This is a genomic window from Microlunatus endophyticus, assembly GCF_014646195.1.
In the GTDB taxonomy this organism is placed as follows: domain Bacteria; phylum Actinomycetota; class Actinomycetes; order Propionibacteriales; family Propionibacteriaceae; genus Microlunatus; species Microlunatus endophyticus.
On the sequence record NZ_BMMZ01000001.1, the window covers coordinates 452,788 to 473,774 of the forward strand.

The 20,987-nt window shown below is 64.7% G+C and carries 15 protein-coding genes and 3 rRNA genes; 12 read left to right on the plus strand and 6 right to left on the minus strand.

Going from position 1 to position 20,987, the window contains the following annotated elements; translation table 11 throughout:
• Window positions 1-6: 6 nt before the first annotated feature.
• The 5 genes from argH (at window position 7) to rrf (ending at window position 8,597) form a co-directional block, all read left to right on the plus strand.
• Window positions 7-1,413 carry an argininosuccinate lyase gene (gene argH / locus IEY07_RS02300; RefSeq protein ID WP_188893535.1) on the plus strand — a complete coding sequence of 469 codons (1,407 nt, stop codon included), beginning with the start codon at window positions 7-9 and terminating at the stop codon, window positions 1,411-1,413.
• 10 nt (window positions 1,414-1,423) lie between these two features.
• Window positions 1,424-2,686, plus strand: a complete 1,263-nt coding sequence (gene tyrS, locus IEY07_RS02305; RefSeq protein WP_188893536.1) for a tyrosine--tRNA ligase — start codon at window positions 1,424-1,426, stop codon at window positions 2,684-2,686.
• A gap of 736 nt (window positions 2,687-3,422) precedes the next feature.
• Window positions 3,423-4,939 (plus strand): 16S ribosomal RNA (locus IEY07_RS02310).
• A 327-nt stretch (window positions 4,940-5,266) separates the two neighbouring features.
• Window positions 5,267-8,376: ribosomal RNA gene (locus IEY07_RS02315) — 23S ribosomal RNA — on the plus strand.
• A 104-nt stretch (window positions 8,377-8,480) separates the two neighbouring features.
• Window positions 8,481-8,597, plus strand: a 5S ribosomal RNA gene (gene rrf / locus IEY07_RS02320).
• The 16S, 23S and 5S rRNA genes sit together here, the layout of an rRNA operon.
• 221 nt (window positions 8,598-8,818) lie before the next feature.
• Here rrf and IEY07_RS02325 read toward each other — a convergent pair.
• From IEY07_RS02325 to IEY07_RS02350, 6 genes are read right to left on the minus strand one after another with little or no spacing between them, the layout of a single operon-like run.
• On the minus strand, window positions 8,819-9,319 hold the full coding sequence (locus IEY07_RS02325) for a beta-class carbonic anhydrase (RefSeq protein ID WP_188893537.1): 501 nt from the start codon (window positions 9,317-9,319) through the stop codon (window positions 8,819-8,821).
• Between the two features lie 56 nt (window positions 9,320-9,375).
• Window positions 9,376-10,791 carry a xylulokinase gene (gene xylB, locus IEY07_RS02330; RefSeq protein ID WP_188893538.1) on the minus strand — a complete coding sequence of 472 codons (1,416 nt, stop codon included), beginning with the start codon at window positions 10,789-10,791 and terminating at the stop codon, window positions 9,376-9,378.
• Between the two features lie 12 nt (window positions 10,792-10,803).
• Window positions 10,804-11,613 carry a DeoR/GlpR family DNA-binding transcription regulator gene (locus tag IEY07_RS02335; RefSeq protein ID WP_188893539.1) on the minus strand — a complete coding sequence of 270 codons (810 nt, stop codon included), beginning with the start codon at window positions 11,611-11,613 and terminating at the stop codon, window positions 10,804-10,806.
• Between the two features lie 3 nt (window positions 11,614-11,616).
• Window positions 11,617-12,522 (minus strand): carbohydrate ABC transporter permease, encoded by a 906-nt coding sequence (locus IEY07_RS02340; RefSeq protein ID WP_188893540.1) that lies wholly within the window; start codon window positions 12,520-12,522, stop codon window positions 11,617-11,619.
• Window positions 12,519-13,466, minus strand: coding sequence for a carbohydrate ABC transporter permease (locus tag IEY07_RS02345; protein WP_188893541.1), 948 nt, complete (start codon window positions 13,464-13,466; stop codon window positions 12,519-12,521). Before IEY07_RS02345 ends, IEY07_RS02340 begins: the two co-directional genes overlap by 4 nt.
• Entirely contained in the window at window positions 13,463-14,836 is a 1,374-nt protein-coding gene (locus IEY07_RS02350) for an ABC transporter substrate-binding protein (protein WP_188893542.1), read from the minus strand. Before IEY07_RS02350 ends, IEY07_RS02345 begins: the two co-directional genes overlap by 4 nt.
• 324 nt (window positions 14,837-15,160) lie before the next feature.
• On the opposite strand from IEY07_RS02350, the gene IEY07_RS02355 reads away from it, so the two are divergent.
• From IEY07_RS02355 to IEY07_RS02385, 7 genes are all read left to right on the plus strand, one after another.
• A complete protein-coding gene (locus IEY07_RS02355; RefSeq protein WP_229669618.1) occupies window positions 15,161-16,027 on the plus strand; it encodes a DeoR/GlpR family DNA-binding transcription regulator in 867 nt (288 codons plus the stop codon).
• A 122-nt stretch (window positions 16,028-16,149) separates the two neighbouring features.
• Window positions 16,150-17,280, plus strand: coding sequence for a hypothetical protein (locus tag IEY07_RS02360; RefSeq protein ID WP_188893543.1), 1,131 nt, complete (start codon window positions 16,150-16,152; stop codon window positions 17,278-17,280).
• 17 nt (window positions 17,281-17,297) lie between these two features.
• On the plus strand, window positions 17,298-18,077 hold the full coding sequence (locus IEY07_RS02365) for a tetratricopeptide repeat protein (RefSeq protein WP_188893544.1): 780 nt from the start codon (window positions 17,298-17,300) through the stop codon (window positions 18,075-18,077).
• Entirely contained in the window at window positions 18,049-19,083 is a 1,035-nt protein-coding gene (locus IEY07_RS02370) for an HAD-IIA family hydrolase (RefSeq protein WP_229669619.1), read from the plus strand. Before IEY07_RS02365 ends, IEY07_RS02370 begins: the two co-directional genes overlap by 29 nt.
• Before the next feature lie 165 nt (window positions 19,084-19,248).
• Window positions 19,249-19,935 carry a hypothetical protein gene (locus IEY07_RS02375; RefSeq protein ID WP_188893546.1) on the plus strand — a complete coding sequence of 229 codons (687 nt, stop codon included), beginning with the start codon at window positions 19,249-19,251 and terminating at the stop codon, window positions 19,933-19,935.
• Complete coding sequence (locus IEY07_RS02380; RefSeq protein ID WP_188893547.1) at window positions 19,932-20,150, plus strand: hypothetical protein; 219 nt, start codon at window positions 19,932-19,934, stop codon at window positions 20,148-20,150. Before IEY07_RS02375 ends, IEY07_RS02380 begins: the two co-directional genes overlap by 4 nt.
• A gap of 23 nt (window positions 20,151-20,173) precedes the next feature.
• Complete coding sequence (locus tag IEY07_RS02385; RefSeq protein WP_188893548.1) at window positions 20,174-20,983, plus strand: TlyA family RNA methyltransferase; 810 nt, start codon at window positions 20,174-20,176, stop codon at window positions 20,981-20,983.
• The last annotated feature ends 4 nt before the right edge of the window (window positions 20,984-20,987 follow it).

Genomic DNA, 20,987 nt, shown 5'->3' on the forward strand with positions numbered 1-20,987 from the left:
GACGATATGACAGGCACAACCGGCAGCGGCCGGCTCTGGGGTGGTCGCTTCTCCGGCGGCGCCGCGGAGGCAATGTTCGCGCTGAGCAAGTCGACCCAGTTCGACTGGCGGCTGGCGCGCTACGACATCGCCGGGTCCCGGGCCCATGCGGGTGCGTTGCACCGTGCCGGGCTGCTCACCGACGATGAGCATTCGGCCATGATCACCGCGCTCGACCAGCTGGAAGCGGCGGTCGTCGACGGCAGCTTCGCTCCGGCGGACAGCGACGAGGACGTGCACGGGGCGCTGGAACGTGGGCTGCTGGAGATCGCCGGCGCGGATCTGGGCGGACGGCTGAGGGCCGGGCGGTCCCGCAACGACCAGATCGCGACGCTGCTGCGGATGTACCTACGGGACGCGATGGCTGCGGTCCGCGTCGACGTCGCCGACCTGATCCAGGCTCTGCACACCCAGGCAACCAGGTATCTGGGGGCGCCGATGCCCGGACGGACCCACCTCCAGCATGCCCAGCCGATCGGGTTGTCCCATCACCTGCTGGCCCATGCCTGGCCGCTGGTCCGGGACCTGGAGCGGATCCGCGACCTCGATCGCCGGCTTGCCGTCAGCCCGTACGGGGCCGCGGCGCTGGCCGGCACCTCGCTCGGACTCGACCCGGAGCAGACCGCGCGCGACCTCGGCTTCGCCACCAGCGTGGCCAACTCGATCGACGGCACCGCGGCCCGCGACCTCGCTGCCGAGGCGGCGTACGTGCTGGCCCAAATCGGGGTCGACCTGTCCCGCCTCAGCGAGGACGTGATCCTGTGGGCGACCCACGATTTCGGCTACGCCAAACTCGACGACGCCTGGTCGACCGGCTCCTCGATCATGCCGCAGAAGAAGAATCCCGATGTCGCCGAGCTGGCCCGCGGCAAGGCCGGCCGGCTGATCGGCAACCTGTCCGGTCTGCTGGCCACCCTGAAGGGACTGCCGCTGGCGTACAACCGGGATCTGCAGGAGGACAAGGAGCCGCTGTTCGACTCGATCGACCAGCTGCTGGTGCTGCTGCCAGCGGTCACCGGCATGGTCGGCACACTGACCTTCGACACCGACAAGATGGCCGCCCAGGCGCCGCAGGGCTTCTCGCTGGCGACCGACATCGCGGACTGGTTGGTACGCGCCCGGGTGCCCTTCCGCGAGGCGCACGAGATCTCCGGCGCGTGCGTGCGCTACTGCGAAGCGGAAGGTATCGAGCTGTCGGACCTGACGCCGGAGCAACTGACGGGGATCGACCCGCGACTGACGCCCGAGGTGCTGACCGTGCTCACCGTGCAGGGATCGATCGACTCGCGCAACGGTCGGGGCGGCACCGCCACCGAACGGGTACGCGAGCAACTGGACGAAATCACCGAACGGCTGGCCAAGCTCCGCCACTAGGCTTAGCGACGTGGGAGTACTCGAAGAACTGAAGTGGCGGGGCCTGCTCGCCGACTGCACCGACGAAGAAGCACTGCGTGAGCACCTGGACGCGGGGCCGGTCACGTTCTATATCGGGTTCGATCCCACCGCACCGAGCCTGCACTTCGGCAATCTCGTGCAGTTGATCGTCGCCCGGCACTTCCAGGCGGCCGGGCACAACCCCTTGATCTTGGTTGGCGGCTCGACCGGTCTGATCGGCGACCCCAAGGAGACGGCGGAGCGCACGCTCAACTCGAAAGAGACTGTTGCGGGCTGGGTCGACCAGATCCGCCGCCAGGTCAGCAGATACGTGCGATTCGATGGAGCCAATCCCGCTCGCGTGGTCAACAATCTCGACTGGACCGAGGGCGTTGGTGTGCTGGACTTCCTGCGGGATGTGGGCAAGCACTTCCCGGTCAACCGGATGCTGGCCCGTGAGGTGGTGCGTAAGCGACTCGAAGCCGGGATCTCCTACACCGAGTTCTCCTACGTGTTGTTGCAGTCGTTCGACTACCTGAATCTCTTCCGGCAGTACGGCTGCACGCTCCAGTTCGGCGGCAGCGACCAGTGGGGGAACATCACCGCCGGTGTCGAGCTCATCCGCCGCTCCGACGGGGAGCGAGTGCACGCGATCGCGACACCCCTGCTGACCAAAGCCGACGGGACCAAGTTCGGCAAGACCGAGGGTGGCTCGGTCTGGCTGAGCCGCGAGCTGACCAGCCCGTACGCCTTCCACCAGTTCTTCCTGAACGCCGAGGACGAGAAGGTCATCGAATACCTGAAGGTCTTCAGCCCGCGCAGCCAGGAGGAGATCGCGGAGCTGGAGAGACAGACGAACGAGAAGCCGCACCTGCGACTGGCCCAACATGCCCTGGCCGACGATGTCACCGACCTGGTGCACTCGCCCGAGGACACCAAGGCCGCCAACGACGCTGCAGAGGCCTTGTTCGGCAGATCGGAGCTGAGGTCGCTGTCGGCGGACGTGCTTCGGGACGTCTCTGCCGAACTCGGCGGCGCGGATCTGAAGGTCGACGGCGAGTTGCCGACATTCGTTGATGCCCTGGAGGCCGGTGGCGTGGTGGCGAGCAAGTCGGCTGCCCGGCGCGCGATCAGCGAGGGCGGGGCCTATCTCAACAACGAGAAGGTGACTGATCCGGACCGACGTCTGGCGCCCGAAGACCTGCTCGCCGGCGACTACGTCGTCGTGCGCCGGGGAAAGAAGACCGTGGGAGCGGTACGCGTGCTCGCCTGAGTACACAGCGCGGCAGGAATGTCGGTAGCGGTCCCGATGTCAGGCTGCTGCGCACCGACGGCGCCGATTGCCGCGCTGACCAGGGGTTTCAGTGCATGTGACCAGCGACACGGCACCTCGATTTGACCCGCTGGGAGCGTACGCGTAATGTTTTCCAAGCCGCCGGGGAGCGGGACGCGGAAGCCGAGAGGCGAAGCGGCCGGCCCGAGCGGAACCCAAACGGTATCAAAGTAGCCGTGATGGCGTGCGCCCTAGAGCGCAGCAGCCTCTTCACGGTCGACAGAGATGCCCGGAGGGGGAGGGGAAGCGCCGGTTTGACCGGAGCGGAACTTCTGGGTAAAGTTGGTCGGGTTGCCCCAGACGAGATCCGAAGGGTCCGGATGGGACACGAAGACCGAGGTGAAGGCCTCAAAGCGGGATCAACGCCAAGTTGACAAAGCAGCGAGCACTTCACTAAAGTAAGTCGAGTTGCCCCAAGCGGAATTCGAAAGAAAACCGCGCGGTGTGCGCCCGAAACTTGAGAACTCAACAGCGTGCTAAAAGTCAATGCCAGTTTATGCACAAATAAACCCCGTGCCTAGGCATTCAGAGATGATCTTCGGATCATCGACGATCAACTAGGCTCGGATTCCTTTGATTGATGACAGAACCTTTCGAGGTTCACGTCAGAGATCAAACTTGTTGACGGTAAAACAGCCCATGGTTATCAAACGCTGTGGTGCTGCACCGATATATTTCAACGGAGAGTTTGATCCTGGCTCAGGACGAACGCTGGCGGCGTGCTTAACACATGCAAGTCGAACGGTAAGGCCCCTTCGGGGGTACACGAGTGGCGAACGGGTGAGTAACACGTGAGTAACCTGCCCCTAACTCTGGAATAACGGCTGGAAACAGCCGCTAATACCGGATATGACCTCGAGCGTCATCGCTCTAGGTGGAAAGCTCCGGCGGTTAGGGATGGACTCGCGGCCTATCAGCTTGTTGGTGAGGTAACGGCTCACCAAGGCTTCGACGGGTAGCCGGCCTGAGAGGGCGACCGGCCACACTGGGACTGAGATACGGCCCAGACTCCTACGGGAGGCAGCAGTGGGGAATATTGCACAATGGGCGCAAGCCTGATGCAGCAACGCCGCGTGTGGGATGACGGCCTTCGGGTTGTAAACCACTTTCAGCTAGGACGAAGCGCAAGTGACGGTACTAGCAGAAGAAGCACCGGCCAACTACGTGCCAGCAGCCGCGGTGATACGTAGGGTGCGAGCGTTGTCCGGAATTATTGGGCGTAAAGGGCTCGTAGGCGGTTCATCACGTCGGAAGTGAAAACTCAGGGCTTAACCCTGAGCCTGCTTCCGATACGGGTGAACTAGAGGTATGCAGGGGAGAATGGAATTCCTGGTGGAGCGGTGGAATGCGCAGATATCAGGAGGAACACCAGTGGCGAAGGCGGTTCTCTGGGCATTACCTGACGCTGAGGAGCGAAAGCGTGGGGAGCAAACAGGCTTAGATACCCTGGTAGTCCACGCCGTAAACGGTGGGCACTAGGTGTGGGACTCATTCCACGAGTTCCGTGCCGAAGCTAACGCATTAAGTGCCCCGCCTGGGGAGTACGGCCGCAAGGCTAAAACTCAAAGGAATTGACGGGGGCCCGCACAAGCGGCGGAGCATGCGGATTAATTCGATGCAACGCGAAGAACCTTACCTGGGTTTGACATATACCGGAAAGCTGCAGAGATGTAGCCCCCGCAAGGTCGGTATACAGGTGGTGCATGGCTGTCGTCAGCTCGTGTCGTGAGATGTTGGGTTAAGTCCCGCAACGAGCGCAACCCTCGTCCTATGTTGCCAGCACGTAATGGTGGGGACTCATAGGAGACTGCCGGGGTCAACTCGGAGGAAGGTGGGGATGACGTCAAGTCATCATGCCCCTTAAGTCCAGGGCTTCACGCATGCTACAATGGTCGGTACAAAGAGCTGCAATACCGCAAGGTTGAGCGAATCTCAAAAAGCCGGCCTCAGTTCGGATTGGGGTCTGCAACTCGACCCCATGAAGTCGGAGTCGCTAGTAATCGCAGATCAGCAATGCTGCGGTGAATACGTTCCCGGGCCTTGTACACACCGCCCGTCAAGTCATGAAAGTCGGTAACACCCGAAGCCGGTGGCCCAACCTTTTGGAGGGAGCCGTCGAAGGTGGGACTGGCGATTAGGACTAAGTCGTAACAAGGTAGCCGTACCGGAAGGTGCGGCTGGATCACCTCCTTTCTAAGGAGCCATATGGCGACGCGTTCTCTCTGAGGACGTGGCCGTCCATGCGCTCGGATCCAGGACGTTCGTTCCTGGCCGAGCAGGCACCGGAATGTGGAACATTGACTATTAAGCACACCGAAGACAGATCTCGTCAGTACAACCCGTAAGGGAGTGGAACACCGGGTGACGTCGGAAGTGAGCCCAAGCACGCTGTTGGGTCCTGAGGTGTCGGTCGCAAGACCAGGCAACTCAGCGGACCGAGGGCCGGCTGGAAACAGCAGGTAACCGGATCCCGCCCGTATATTGAGAACTTCACAGTGGACGCGAGCATCTTTGTAGTAACAACAAGCTACTAAGGGCAATCGGTGGATGCCTTGGCACCAAGAGCCGATGAAGGACGTTGTAACCTGCGATAAGCCCCGGGGAGCTGGTAAACGAGCTTCGATCCGGGGATCTCCGAATAGGGAAACCTCGAAGGAAACCGGAGTAATGTCCGGCGACCCCTGCCTGAACACATAGGGCAGCGGGAGGGAACGTGGGGAAGTGAAACATCTCAGTACCCACAGGAATAGAAAACAACAGTGATTCCGTGAGTAGTGGCGAGCGAAAGCGGAAGAGGCCAAACCACATCTGTGTGATAGCTGACAGGCGTTGCAGATGCGGTGTTGTGGGGCCACCTGGACCGGGCTGTCGATCGGTCAAACAGTCAGAAATGCTCACTGAAGTCGAAGCGCTCTGGGAAGGCGCGGCACAGAAGGTAATACCCCTGTAGACGTAAGGTGAGCACTGTTAGGTGTTACCCCAAGTAGTACGGAACCCGTGAAATTCCGTACGAATCCGGCGGGACCACCCGCTAAGCCTAAATACTCCTTGGTGACCGATAGCGGACAAGTACCGTGAGGGAATGGTGAAAAGTACCCCGGGAGGGGAGTGAAATAGTACCTGAAACCGATTGCCTACAATCCGTCGGAGCTCTTCGGAGTGACGGCGTGCCTTTTGAAGAATGAGCCTGCGAGTTAGTGGTATGTGGCGAGGTTAACCCGTGTGGGGAAGCCGTAGCGAAAGCGAGTCCAAATAGGGCGATTGAGTCGCATGCTCTAGACCCGAAGCGAAGTGATCTATCCATGGCCAGGGTGAAGCGACGGTAAGACGTCGTGGAGGCCCGAACCCACCAGGGTTGAAAACCTGGGGGATGAGCTGTGGATAGGGGTGAAAGGCCAATCAAACTTCGTGATAGCTGGTTCTCCCCGAAATGCATATAGGTGCAGCGTCGCGTGTTTCTTGCCGGAGGTAGAGCACTGGATAGTTGAGGGGGCCCACAAGCTTACCAACATTAGCCAAACTCCGAATGCCGGTAAGTGAGAGCGCGGCAGTGAGACTGCGGGCGATAAGGTTCGTGGTCGAGAGGGAAACAGCCCAGAACACCAGCTAAGGCCCCTAAGCGATTGCTAAGTGGAAAAGGATGTGGAGTTGCGGAGACAACCAGGAGGTTGGCTTGGAAGCAGCCACCCTTTAAAGAGTGCGTAATAGCTCACTGGTCAAGTGATTCTGCGCCGACAATTTAGCGGGGCTCAAGCAATCCGCCGAAGCTGTGTCATTGACGCATGTGCTTGGTCTTTTAGACCCAGGCGCGTTGATGGGTAGGGGAGCGTCGTGTGCGCGAGGAAGCAGCGGGGTGACCCAGCTGTGGAGAGCACACGAGTGAGAATGCAGGCATGAGTAGCGAATGACGGGTGAGAAACCCGTCCGCCGAATGACCAAGGGTTCCAGGGTCAAGCTAATCTGCCCTGGGTAAGTCGGGACCTAAGGCGAGGCCGACAGGCGTAGTCGATGGACAACGGGTTGATATTCCCGTACCGGCGCAAGAACGTCCCTGCCGAGGCGAGTAATGCTAAGCACGGAAGGTCTTCGGATTCCTTCGGGATGAAGTTGACTGACTCTGCGACCCAAACTTGTATTAGGCAAGCTGCGGAGTGACGCAGGAAGGTAGCCCATCCCGGGCGATGGTAGTCCCGGGGTAACTGTGTAGGGCGAGATGTAGGCAAATCCGCATCTCATGTGCCTGAGACAGGAAGCCTCTCACGGTTTTTACCGTGTTGGAGTGGGTGATCCTATGCTGCCTAGAAAACCTTCGTGAGCGAGTGATTGTGCCGCCCGTACCCTAAACCGACTCAGGTGGTCAGGTAGAGAATACCAAGGCGATCGAGATAACCGTGGTTAAGGAACTCGGCAAAATACCCCCGTAACTTCGGGAGAAGGGGGGCCGACATTGTCTAGGGACTTGCTCCCAAAGGCATTGGAGGCCGCAGAGACCAGGCCCAAGCGACTGTTTACTAAAAACACAGGTCCGTGCCAAGTCGAAAGACGATGTATACGGACTGACGCCTGCCCGGTGCTGGAACGTTAAGGGGAGATGTTAGCCGCAAGGCGAAGCATTGAACTTAAGCGCCAGTAAACGGCGGTGGTAACTATAACCATCCTAAGGTAGCGAAATTCCTTGTCGGGTAAGTTCCGACCTGCACGAATGGCGTAACGACTTGGGCGCTGTCTCGACCACGGACTCGGCGAAATTGCACTACGAGTAAAGATGCTCGTTACGCGCAGCAGGACGGAAAGACCCCGGGACCTTTACTATAGCTTGGTATTGGTGATTGGATGAGCTTGTGTAGGATAGGTGGGAGACTTTGAAGCAGTCACGCCAGTGGTTGTGGAGTCAACGTTGAAATACCACTCTGGTTCTTCTGGTTATCTAACGTAGGTCCGTTATCCGGATCACGGACAGTGCCTGGTGGGTAGTTTGACTGGGGCGGTCGCCTCCCAAAAGGTAACGGAGGCGCCCAAAGGTTCCCTCAGCCTGGTTGGCAATCAGGTTTCGAGTGTAAGTGCACAAGGGAGCTTGACTGTGAGAGAGACATCTCAAGCAGGGACGAAAGTCGGGACTAGTGAACCGACGGCGGCATGTGGAAGCGCCGGAGATCAACGGCTAAAAGGTACCCCGGGGATAACAGGCTGATCTTGCCCGAGCGTTCATAGCGACGGCATGGTTTGGCACCTCGATGTCGGCTCGTCGCATCCTGGGGCTGGAGTCGGTCCCAAGGGTTGGGCTGTTCGCCCATTAAAGCGGCACGCGAGCTGGGTTTAGAACGTCGTGAGACAGTTCGGTCCCTATCCGCTGCGCGCGTAGGAATCTTGAGAAGGGCTGTCCTTAGTACGAGAGGACCGGGACGGACGAACCTCTGGTGTGCCAGTTGTTCCGCCAGGAGCACGGCTGGTTGGCTACGTTCGGAAGTGATAACCGCTGAAAGCATCTAAGCGGGAAGCACGCTTCAAGATGAGGGTTCCCACAGGATAACCTGGTAAGGCCCCCAGCAGACCACTGGGTGATAGGTCGGATGTGGAAGTGCAGCAATGCATGGAGCTGACCGATACTAATAGGCCGAGGGCTTGTTCCTACAAAGATGCTACGCGTCCACTGTGCAGTTCCCGAGATACGGTCGTAGATCGGTGAACTCGAGAGATTGAGTGAGCCTCGATCCGACTACATCTCCAAAGATGTTTCGGTGATCATGGCGAAGGGGAAATACCCGGTTCCATTCCGAACCCGGAAGTCAAGCCCTTCAGCGCCGATGGTACTGCACGGGGGACCGTGTGGGAGACTAGGACGTCGCCGGACTATATAAACACCTCGTGGGTGGCTATTCGTAGCCACCCACGAGGTGTTTTTGCGTTCTGCGCAGTCGTCGGCCGACGTTGCTCGACGCGAGCCGGCGGGCCGGCAGCGCAGCACGCGGAAGTCGCGCCAACTCAAGTTGCCGTTCTGGAATTGTTGTTTCGACGCCCCGAACTCCCGTTGTCGCGAGTTCGGGACGCCGACGAGACGGCCGACAGCGGGGTTCAGGAGGCGCTTGCGTACACCTCGTTGAGGAGGCCGGTGTCCACATCGAAGATGAAGCCACGCACGTCATCGGTGTGCGGCAGGAACGGTGACGCGTGGATCCGTTCCAGCGCTGCGCGGACGTTGTCCTCCTGGGCTCCGAAGGGCCGGGGTCCCCATGGTGGGGTGACGCCTGTCTCGGCGGCCAGCTCGGCCCGGAACTCCTCGTCGCTGAAGGTCGACAGCCCGCATCGGGTGTGCTGGATGATCATGATGGCCTGGGTGCCGAGTTTGCGCTGGCTGATGGCCAGTGAGCGGATCGTGTCCTCCACGACCAGACCGCCGGCGTTGCGAATCACGTTGGCGTCGCCCACGGTCACGCCAAGGGCGCGTACCGGGTCTATTCGACAGTCCATGCAGGTGACGACGGCAACCTTGCGTGCGGGAGTACCGGGCAGGCCGCCGGAGAAGGACTTGGCGAATTCGATGTTCGCCGCTACCAGGGGATCGATCGCTGACACGCCGACCATGCTAACGGGCCGGGTCAGGAGAGTGCCGGGTCAGGAGACGGGCAGGTTCAGGAAACGGCGAGCGTCGCGTCGGGATAGTGGGCGCGCAATGCGCTGCGGTAGCGTTCCCCGATGTCGTGGTGGGCGTCCAGATCCTCCGCGGTCGGCTCGAGATCCATCAGCACCGGCACCTTCCAGTCACCCAGCTCACCGGTCAGCGCCCAGGCCGCTTGGCGGGCGGCCCCGACGGCGACGCTTTCGAAGGGCTCGGTGACGGTCACCGCGAGCCCGAAGACCGCTGGTGCGATGTGCTGCACCGCCGCGGACTGCGCCGCTCCGCCGGTGAGCGTGATCGAGGAGATCGATCCGGTCTGCTCGGCCAGGACCTCGGTGCCGAAGGCAAGGCTCCACAGCACACTCTCGATCGCGGCACGTGCGACGTTCTCCGGCTTCATGTTCGACCGTGTCAAACCCAGCAGCTCGCCCGTGGCCGACGGAAGCGGCGGCGTCCGCTCGCCGTCCAGATACGGCATGAAGGTGATTCCTTCGGCACCCGGGGGCGCCGCCATCGCCATCCGGCTCAGCTCCTGGAGGTCGACGCGCAGCATGCCGGCGGCGGCTTCGAGATTGCGCGCGCAATTCAGCGTGCAGACCAGCGGTAGGAAGCGCCCGGTCGCATCGGCGAAGCCACAGACGGTCCCGGTCGGCTCGTGGCTCTGGTGATCGGCGACGGTGTAGGACGTGCCGCTGGTGCCGAGGCTGACCACGGCTTCCCCGGGTTGGACGTCCAGGGCCAGCGCACCGGCCATGTTGTCGCCCGTTCCGGGCGCGATGGCCAATCCGGAGCGGGTCCGGCCGATGAGCTCGTACGGACCGGCAACCCGAGGTAGCCGTACGTCGTGACCGAGGGCCCGCTCGACGAGGTCGTGGCGGTAGCGGTTGGATTCGGCGTCGAAGTAGCCCGTTCCGGACGCGTCGCCGCGGTCGGTGACCGGATCGAAAGAGCGGTCGCCGATCACCCAGGTCAGGTAATCGTGGGGGAGCAGAACCGAAGCGGTTCGCGCCGCATTGTCCGGTTCGGCCCGAGCGAGCCAGCGCAGCTTGGACACGGTGACGGAGGCGACCGGGACGGTGCCGATCGCATCGGCCCAGGCGGCTCGGCCGCCGAGCTCGGCGATCAGGTCGTCGGCGTCGGCGGCGGAGCGGTTGTCGTTCCACAGCAGAGCGTCGCGGACCAGGTCTCCGGACTCGCCCAGGGTCACCATGCCGTGCTGCTGGCCGCCGACCGCGATCGCCTCGACGCCCTCGAGCAGCCCGGGATCGGCAGTTGCCTGCTCGTAGGCCTGGACCCAGGTGGCGGCGGAGACCTCGGTGCCATCGGGATGGGGCGCCCGCGCGGATCGTACGATCCGGCCCGTTTCAACGTCGCAGACCACGACTTTGACCGACTGGGTGGAACTGTCGACGCCGGCAACCAAAGTCATAGATGCGTACTCTCAATCCACGGTCGGGACCACTGTCAGACCGACTCCGCGGTCGGAGAACGGGCGGTGCAGTCTGTCCGGCACCGAGCCCGCGACCACGACCTCGTCGATCTCCTCGATGGTAGCGAACGTCACGAACGCCGACCGGCCGACCGCCGCCGCATCGGCCAGCGCGATCACCCGGCGGCCGATCCTGGTCTCCGCGCGGCAGACCGCTGCCCCGGCCGGCCTCGGATCGCTGAGGCCGTCCTCGACGCTGATCCCGGCGGGGCAGATGACGCTGACGTCGGTCCGTAGCCGGTTGAGTTCGGTGATCGCCCAGTCGCCCTCCTGACCTCGCGATGTCGGGCTGACTGTCCCGCCGATGTTGTAGACCGCCAGCAGTGGTACCCGGGAGAGCACCACGGCGGCATCGAGATAGTTGGTCACCACCGTCAGACCTGGTCGTTCGGGAGGCGCCGCCGAGATGGCCTCAGCCAGCCCGAGCGCCGGCGGGCCGGTCCCGATCAGCAGCGTTCCCTGGCGCGGCAGTCGTTCCCAGACCGTCCTGCCCAGTCCGATATAGCGGGACTTCGGGGCCGAGCGGGTCACCATCGGACGGGGGACGACCGAGATCGCGCCGCCGTGCACCCGGTGTAGTCGGCCGGCCGTCTCCATCGCCCTCAGATCGCGGCGTACGGTCTCCGGTGCGACGCCCAGCAGCGCCGCCGCCTGCGCCACGTCGACCCGGCCATCGGCCTCCAGCCAGCCGGCGATCCTGGCCTGGCGACCGCCGGCCGCTGCCCGCGAACTCGGGCTCGGATCGGTTTCGAGCCGCGTCATCTGCTACTTGACCGCACCCATCGCCAGACCGCGCACCAACCGCTTCTGGGCGACCCAACCGGCGATGATCACCGGCAGCACGGCAATGGTCGATGCCGCCGACAGGACTGCCAGGAACTGACCGCGGCCGTCGACGAAGCTGCCCAGGAACGGTGGCGTCGTGCGTGCAACGACGGCGGTCAGCAGGTTGACCAGGAAGTACTCGTTCCAGGCGAAGATGAAGCAGATCAGCGCTGCTGCCGCCGCACCGGGGGCGACGATCGGCAGTGACACCCGCCACAGCTCGCGGCTGTAGGACGCTCCGTCGATCTGCGCGGCCTCGACGACCGCGTACGGCACCTCGGCGAAGAACGATCGCATCATCCAGATCGCCAGCGGGAGGTTCATCCCGATATAGAGCACGCCGAGCGCCCACAGGTTGTCCAGCGCGCCCATGACGCGCAGCAGCAGGAAGACCGGGATGATCGAGGCCGCGACCGGCATGAACTTGGTGGAGATGAAGAAGAACAGCAGGTCCTGCCAGCGGCCCACCCGGCGTACCGACAACCCGTACGCCGCCGGGATCGCCAGCGCCATCACCGCCACCGTCGACAGGATCGACAACGCCGCGGAGTTGGCGAGGTAGAGGCCCATCCCGCGCTGGAACACGGTTGCGTACCGGTCGAAGGACAGGTGGGTGATGAAGCTCGGCGGGAACTGGGCCGCCGCCTGTTCGGTCTTGAAGCTGGTGAAGATCATCCACAGTACCGGGAAGAAGAACAGGAACACCACGACCCAGGTCAGGACCGTGACGCCGATCCCGCCGATCCGCCGACCGGTGTACCGGGGCCTGGTCCGGACGGCAGGTCGCTCGCCCGGGTCGCTGGTCGCTGATGCCCGTCCTGGTTGCGCTGCGACACCGGTGCTCATCGCCCGCCACCCCCTTCCTCGGTGAAGACTCGGAACAGGGTGCGCAGTGCGACGGTCGCGACGGCGATCGTGACGATCACCGTGACAACGCCGTACGCCGCCGCCTCGCCGACCTGCTGGCCGATGAAAGCCCTTTCGTACAACAGATAGGACAGCGTCTTGGAGTGTCCTGCGCCGCCGGTCATGATGTTGACCGGGTCGAAGACCTGCACCATCAAGACGGTACCGAGCAGGATCGCCAGCTCGGCGTAGGTCCGCAGGTGCGGCAGTGTCATGGTGCGGAAGATCCGCAGCGGTCCGGCGCCGTCGACCTGGGCTGCCTCGAGCATCTCACCGGACTGGGACTGCAGTCCGGCGAGGAGGATCAACATCATGAACGGCGTGTACTGCCAGGTCAGCACGAACACCACCGTCATGCCGGGGAAGTCGGTGTTCCAGGCGACCGGCGGGATGTGCACCAGGCCGAAGGCCCAGTTGATCATGCCGACGTTGGCGTCCAGCAGCGACCACTTCCAGATCAGCGCCGACGCCGCCGGCATCACCAGGAACGGTGTGATCAACAACGTCCTGGCCACCGCGCGGCCGGGGAACTTCCGGTCCAGCAGCATGGCCAGCAGCAGGCCGAGCACCAGCGAGACGATCACCGAGGACCCGACGATCACGACGGTGTTCAGCAACGCCGGCAAGAAGGCACCGTTGGTGACGACTGCCGCGTAGTTGTGGAACCAGGCGAAGGACCGGGCTTCCGGCCTGGCGAGATCCCAGTTCTGGAACGAGTAGTAGATCGTTGCCAGGAACGGGATCTGGGTGACGATGATCGCGACGGCGAAGGCCGGGATCACGATCTTGCGAGCGAACGATCGCTCGCTGCGTTCCATCCGTGATGCGTTGATGGTCGGACCGGTTCCGGTCCGTTCCAGATCCGAAGCCGCGACGGCGGTCATTTCCCGGCCTCCCTCTTCTGGGTGTCCCCGGCTATCTGGGCGATCTGCTGGCCCTTGTCGAGTGCATCGGCCACCGACTCGCCACCGGAGAACGTGTTGGCGATCTGCTGGGACGTCTGGTTGCCGACGTCCTGGAATTCAGGGATCCCGACGAACTGGATCCCTGTCCACGGTTGGGGATCGACTCCCGGGTGGGTCGGGTCGACACTGCGCAGTGTCTGCGCGGTCAGCCCGGCGAAGGCCGAACTTGCCTGCTGGTATTGCGGATTGGCGTACAACGACTGTCGGGTGCCCGGTGGCACGCGGGCCCAGCCGAGCTGCTGTCCGACGAGTTGCTCGTACTGCTTCGACGTGGCCCACTTGACGAATTCCCAGTCGGCCTGCTGGTGTTTGGACAGCGAGTTGATCGCCAGGTTCCAGGTCCACAGCCAGCCGGATTCCTTGGTCTTGACCACCGGGGCTGAGACGTAGCCGACCTTGCCGGCGACCGGACTGCCCTTCGTCTCGAGGGTGCCGGCTGCGGAGGTGGCATCGTACCACATCGCCGCACGACCCTGCTGGAACAGATTCAGGCATTCGGTGAAGCCGAAGGAGGCCGGATCACGTTCGCCGGACTGTTTGATCGTGTTGACGTAGAAGTTGACGGCGTTGCTGAAGCCCGGCTTGTTGACCTGGGCATCCCAGCTCATGTTGTACCACTGGCCGCCGAAGGTGTTGACCACGGTCGTCAGGGGAGCGAACTGCTCGCCCCAACCGGGCTTGCCCCGCAGGCAGATGCCAGCCCGGTCCTGGGACGGGTCCTTGAGTTTGGCCGCCAGCTGGGCGACCTGCTGCCAGGTCGGGTGGGCGGGCATGGTCAGCCCTGCCTTCTGGAAGAGATCCTTGCGGTACATCAGGAACGAGGACTCGCCGTAGAACGGGGCCGCATAGATCTTGTTGTCGTAACTGACGCTCTGCTGGACGGGTTTGAAGAAGTCGTCGACGTCGTACGAAGGATCCGCCTTCGCCTTGGCGGTCAGGTCGGTGAGCCAGCCGTTGCGGCCCCACATCGGCACCTCGTAGGCGCCGACAGTCATCACGTCGTACTGGCCGCCGCGCGTCGCGACATCCTTGGTGGTGGCGTTGCGAAGATCGTTCTCCTCCATCATGATCACGTTGACCTTGATGTCGGGATGGGCCTTCTCGAATTCCGGCAGCAGCGTGGCGAGGTCCTGCATCTGCGGGTTGTTGACGCTGGCCAGGGTGATCGTGGTGACGCCGGGCTGGTTGCCGAGGTTGCCGAAACCCGCGCAGCCGGAGACGGTCAGCATCAGCGACGCGGCGCCGACGCCGGCGACCAGAGCAGCACGATGACGACCGGTCTGTCGCATTCCGACCCGTCGGAACCCGGGCCGACTCCTGAGCGCCCGGGATAACCACCGATTGCCGAACATAGGCTGCCTCCTCGTCGGTGAGTGACGTCCCGACGATGCCCGCATGTTGCTGGGCGGTCCGAACGCCTGCGAATCGGACCTTACTGCAGTCTTTGATGCCCGGTCCAGAGGGATTGGCGCCCCAGATCCGGAGATTCTGTGACCGAATCGGTGGAACACTGCCCGTATCTGTTGCAGATCGACCCGGCAGGATGGCCGCGGTGCCCTAGTCTTGGTCGGCGAAGGTGCATTCGCTGACGTTCGGGGACGAGGGGCACCGCGATGAGCATGGCTGAGACCGATGCGGGCAGGACCGATCCGGGTGACGCCGACACCCAGGCTGCCCCGGCCCGCCCGGCACCGGCCCACGCAGGCGGCCCGATGTACCCGCCGCAGCGTCAGCAGGCGATCGCCGACATCCTGCTGGAACACCGGGACAGGGTCGGCGTCACCACGATCGCTGCCCGGCTAGGGGTCGCGGCCGAGACCGTACGCCGCGATCTGGAGGTGCTCGAACGGCGCGGCGTGGTGCGGCGGGTCAGGGGTGGCGCGGAACTGGTCGAATCGGTGCCGTTCGAGCAGGCGCTGGCTGCTCGTCACGCCGACCAACGCGCCGAGAAGCAGCGGATCGCGGCGGCGGTCATCGAGGAGTTGCCCGACGACGGCGTCGTCGTCCTGGATTCGGGCTCGCTGACCTTCGTGATCGCGGAGAAGCTTCCCGATCGACCGCTCACCATCGTGACCAACAACCTGCCGGCCGCACTGGTCCTGGCCGACCGTCCGCGGCTCACGGTCATCACCCTTCCGGGCATGATCCGCGGTCTCACCCAGGCATCGGTCGACGGCTGGACCACCAGGAGGCTGGAGACGTTGAGCGCAGACCTGGCGATCGTCGGCGTCAACGGGCTGACCGCCGATCTTGGTGTCACCACGACCAATCCCGAGGAGGCGGCGGTCAAGCGGGCGATGTTGCTGTCGGCCAGGCGGCGTCTGGTGCCGGTGGTTTCTGCCAAGCTGGGCAGGAATTCGTTCTGCAGCTTCGCCGCGGTGAACGAGATCGACAAGATCATTACCGACGACGGGGCCGATCCGGAACTGCTCAGGTCGTTGCGTGGTGCCGGGCCCGATGTCGAGGTTGTCGAGCGCTGACATGGTCGTGCGAAGCGGGGTGGCCGGTTTGTCCTCACGTGTCGCCGTGCAGGAGGATTAGCCGGTGGCTGACAAGAGGTACGGCGGCGATCGCGACGACGATCCCCGTGACGATCGCGGGCGTGACGATCGCAGGCGTGACGATCGCGGGCGCGAAGACAACGGTCGTGGCGATCGGGATAGTGGATCCGGTCGTGGTCAGCGACCCGGTGGCTCCTCTGGACGGGGAGCGGCCGGTCGTGGCGGGTTGGGCAGCCGGGGCAGTGCCGGTGGCCGGAGCAGTGCCGGTGGCCGGGGCAGTGACAGTGGCCGGGGATCGGGGCGCCGGGATTTCGGGGATCGTGGTTCGGGCACCCGGGATACGGGTGGCCGCGACTTCGGCGGCCGGGACTCTGGCGGCCGCGGTTCTGGTGGTCGCGACTTCGGTGGCCGCGATTCCGACCGGCGCTACTCCGGCGGGCGTGACGCGCGCGGAGCGGACCCCCGCCGATCTGGTAGCGAGCGGCCAGGCAAGTCCCGCTACGAGGGTGAGCGGTCCGGTTCGGGTGGGCGCAGTTCCGAACGGGGAGAGTTCGGCGACCGTGGCGCTGCGGGTGCGCGACGACCCGGTGGCCGTTCCGGCGGACGGGATTCGGGTCGCGACTACGGCGGCGCGGACCGTCGTGATTCCCAGGATCGTTCGTATGGCGGCCGCGGGTCGGACCGCCGCGACTCACCGCGTACCGGAGACCGTTCCGCCGCCCGCGGGTCGGAGGGTCGCCGTGGCGATCGGTCCTACGACAACCGCGACAACCGCCGCTCGGGTGGATCGACCTTCGACAGCCGGCGGCCCGCGGGGCAACGCCCGGGCCGGCCGCGCACGGACTCCGGTACCGCGTACCGCGGCCGTGACGATGACCGGCGCCGTGATGACTGGCGCGGCGATGATCGGCGCAGCGATGGTGACCGCGGCAGTGATCGTCGTGGGACCGATCGTCGTGGGACCGATCGTCGTGGGACCGATCGTCGTGGGACCGATCGTCGTGGGACCGATCGTCGTGGGACCGATCGTCGTGGGACCGATCGTCGTGGGACCGATCGTCGTGGGACCGATCGTCGTGGCAGTGATCGTCCGGGCAGTGATCGTCCGCGCACTGATCGTCCGGGCGGCTATCGTCCAGGCACTGATCGCCGCGGCGATGATCATGGTCAGTCCGAGCGGCGGTTCCCGCCCGGCCTTGAAGCGAAGGGCGCCGAGCCGCAGATCCCGGTAGATACCGACATCCGCCGATTGGATCGTGGCGTCCGGGCGGAGCTGCGCAGCCTGCCCAAGGATCTGGCAGAGATCGTCGCCGGGCACCTGCTGCTCGCGGGCGAGCTGATCGACGAGGACCCGGAGCTCGCCTACGCCCACGCCGATGCGGCCCGTCGCCGCGCGGCCCGGTTGCCGATCGTCCGCGAGGGCGCCGCCGAAACCGCTTATGCGGCAGGGAAATACGACGTCGCCCTGAGTGAATACCGCGCGCTGCGGCGGATGACCGGATCGGCCGACTACCTGCCGGTGATGGCCGACTGCGAGCGGGCGCTCGGCCGGCCGCAGCAGGCTCTCCGGCTCGTCCGGGAAGCAGCGGGGCAGCTGATGGATCCGGCATCGTCGATCGAACTGCGGATCATCGAGGCCGGAGCGCGGCATGATCTCGGGCAGACGGCGGAGGCAGCCCGGCTGCTGAGGGCTGCCGTCGGTGATCTTGGTCATCGGGCAACGGGCGGGGGGATGCGGCTGCCGGCGGCGCGCCTGCACTACGCGCTCGGTGACATCCTCCTTGATCTTGGTGACGCGGCCGGGGGCTATCGCGAATTCGTCGCCGCCGCCGATCTCGACACCGATGGGGAGACCGACGCCCAGGAACGGGTGGATGCGCTCGACGGCCTGGACATCGACTTCGACGACAGCGAAGACGATGACCAGAATCAAGACCAGAACGACAACGACGGTGATGATCACGGCGATGATCACGGCGATACCGGCGAGGCTGGAGAGCGTGACGAGGAGCCCGGACGTGCTGATTGATCGCTACGACGCGGCACTGTTCGATCTTGACGGTGTCCTCTATCTGGGGCCCGACGCCGTCCCCGGCGCTCCGGAAGCCGTCAACGGATTGCAGCAACACGACGTACGCGTCGGGTTCGTGACCAACAATGCCGCCCGGACGCCGAAGGTGGTCGCAGAACAACTGCGTGGTTTCGGCATCACCTGCGACGAACAGGATGTCGTCACTTCTGCCCAGGCGGGCGCCCGGGTGTTGTTCGATCGCTTCGGCGCCGGCGCTCGGGTACTGGCCGTCGGCGGTGATGGGTTGCACCAGGCATTATCCGACTTCGGCCTGGTCGCGGTGCTGAGCGCCGATGACCATCCGGTGGCGGTGATCCAGGGCTACGACCCGGAGATGAGCTGGGAAATGATCACTGAGGCCGCCCTGGCGATCCGCCGCGGTGCGCTCTGGGTGGCCACCAACACCGATCCGACCAGGCCGACCGATCGCGGTCTGGTACCGGGCAACGGCGCCGCGGTCGCCGCGGTCCGGACAGCGGTCGAAACCGATCCGCTGGTGGCCGGTAAACCGGAACGACCGCTGCTGGAGGAGACCGTACGCCGGCTCGGCAGCAAGCGGCCGATCTTCGTCGGCGACCGGATCGACACCGACATCGCCGGGGCCGGCAACCTGGACATGGACAGCATGCTGGTGATGACCGGCGCACACGGACCGGTCCAGTTGTTCTCGGCGATCGGCGTGGAGCGCCCGACCCATATCGGGCTGAACGCGGGTGATCTGCTGGCCGAGGAACGCCGAGCCCGCGGCACCGGTGAAGATCGGATCGCCGTCGGCTCCATCGAGGCATATCTCGATCACCAGGGGCTGCGGCTGTCGCGCCGCCCGGGCGACGACGAGCTGATGGATGCGGTGTGGGCTGCGACCCGGCTGTGCTGGCAGTGCGCTGACGCCGAACTGCCCACGGACGCCTTCGACCTGGCAGACGAGCTGACCAACCGGGTCCGCGCCGTGCTCGGCGACTGACCCGCGCCGCCCGGTTGACAGCCGAGATCAGCGCGCAGCAGGGGTCAGTGGGTAGCCGAGATCACAGGCCGACCGGAGCGCACCAGCACTACGGTCCGGCCTGTTCCCCAGCTAGGTTGGATCTCACACGACCACGTGCACGATCAGGCGACAGGGAGACAGCGCATGAGCAAGGATGACGAGTCCCGTCGGACCCGGCTGCTGGGCCAGACGATGCCCGGCTATGCCGCCTTGAGCGAGGCGTTCGGTGCGGCGATCGACGGCGCCTCGCAGTTGACCCGCACCCGCGCCAAGCAGCTCGCTGAGCGACTGCTGACCCAGGCCGGCCTGGACAACGTCGATCTCGGTGAGGCAGCCTCCGAGGCGGGCACCCGGATCAACCAGCTGGCCGAGGAGATCATCGCCGCGCGCAAGGCCAATCGCGCGCTGCTGCAACGCACGATCAGCACGGAGCTCGAGAGGTCGCTCGGCCGGCTGGGACTGGCCCGGGCCGACGAGATCGCGGCGCTGCGCGCCGAGGTCGCCGAGCTGCGCCGGGACCTTGACGTGCTCACTGTTCCCGGAGCGGCTGGCCCAGCGAAGAAGGCACCCGCGAAGAAGGCACCCGCGAAGAAGGCACCGGCCAAGAAGTCGACTGCCAAGCACGCGGCTGCCAAGCACGCGGCTGCCAAGAAAGCGGCTGCGAAGAAGTCGGTCGCCGCGGAGGCGCCGGCCAGGATGACGCCTGCCACGACGACGCCTGCCACGACGACGCCTGCCAAGAAGACGGCGAAGAAGACCCCGGCCAAGAAGGCGGCAGCCGGCGGCACCACGAAGACGTCCGCTCGGAAGTCGACGGGAGCCGGCGCGTGACCGAGCCTGACCAGCAGGCAGACCAGCAGGGCGAACGCGGCGCGACGGCGGAGTCCGGGACCATCCCGGTGACCGGTCAACCGGCCGTTGATCATGCACTGACCGCCCTACAGGGGTTGGAATCCGAGCCGCTGACCGATCACCATGATCGACTGGCCGCGGTCCACGAGGAACTGCATGCGGCGCTCAACCCCGACCAGCCGGACGCGGGCTAGTTGATCATCATCCGGCGGCCCGGATGACCGGCCGGCTGGACGTCGCCCTGGCCGCCCGTGGGCTGGCCCGGTCCCGGACGCACGCCCGGGAGCTGATCGAGGGCGGCAGGGTCTTGATCAACGGCCGCCCGGCGGGCAAGGCGTCATCGACCGTCGGCGACCATGATCATCTCGAGCTGACCGAGTCCGATCCGTACGTGTCGCGGGCGGCGTACAAGCTGCTTGGCGCGCTGGACGATCTGGGCGTCATGGTTCCCCGCACGGCACTGGACGCCGGTGCGTCGACCGGAGGCTTCACCCAGGTGCTGCTGGAACGGGGCTGCGAGCAGGTGATCGCCCTCGATGTCGGCCATGATCAGCTCGACCCGTTGCTGCGTGAGGATCCCCGCGTGATCAATCTCCAGGGAACGAACCTCCGAGACCTCGAGCCGGCGTTGATCGGCGACCGCTCGGTGGAGCTGGTGGTCGCCGACGTCTCCTTCATCTCGTTGACCCTGCTGCTCGGCCCGCTGATCTCGGTGCTCACCACCGGCGGCCGGCTGCTCACCATGATCAAACCGCAATTCGAGGTCGGCCGTCAGCTGCTGGGCAAGGGCGGCGTCGTCCGGTCGCCGGCGCTGCGCGAACACGCCGTACGGACGGTGACCGCTGCAGCCTCCGAGCTGGGGTGGTGGCCGCTTGCGGCCGCCGCCAGCCGGCTGCCCGGTCCGGCGGGAAATGTCGAGTACTTCGTGCTGTTTTCCGGCGACCCGTCCACCGCCGACACCGATCGGGACCCTGGAGTGATCGACCGGTTGTTCGATCCACAGCCTTCGGGGGACGGTGGGCGCTAGCGCC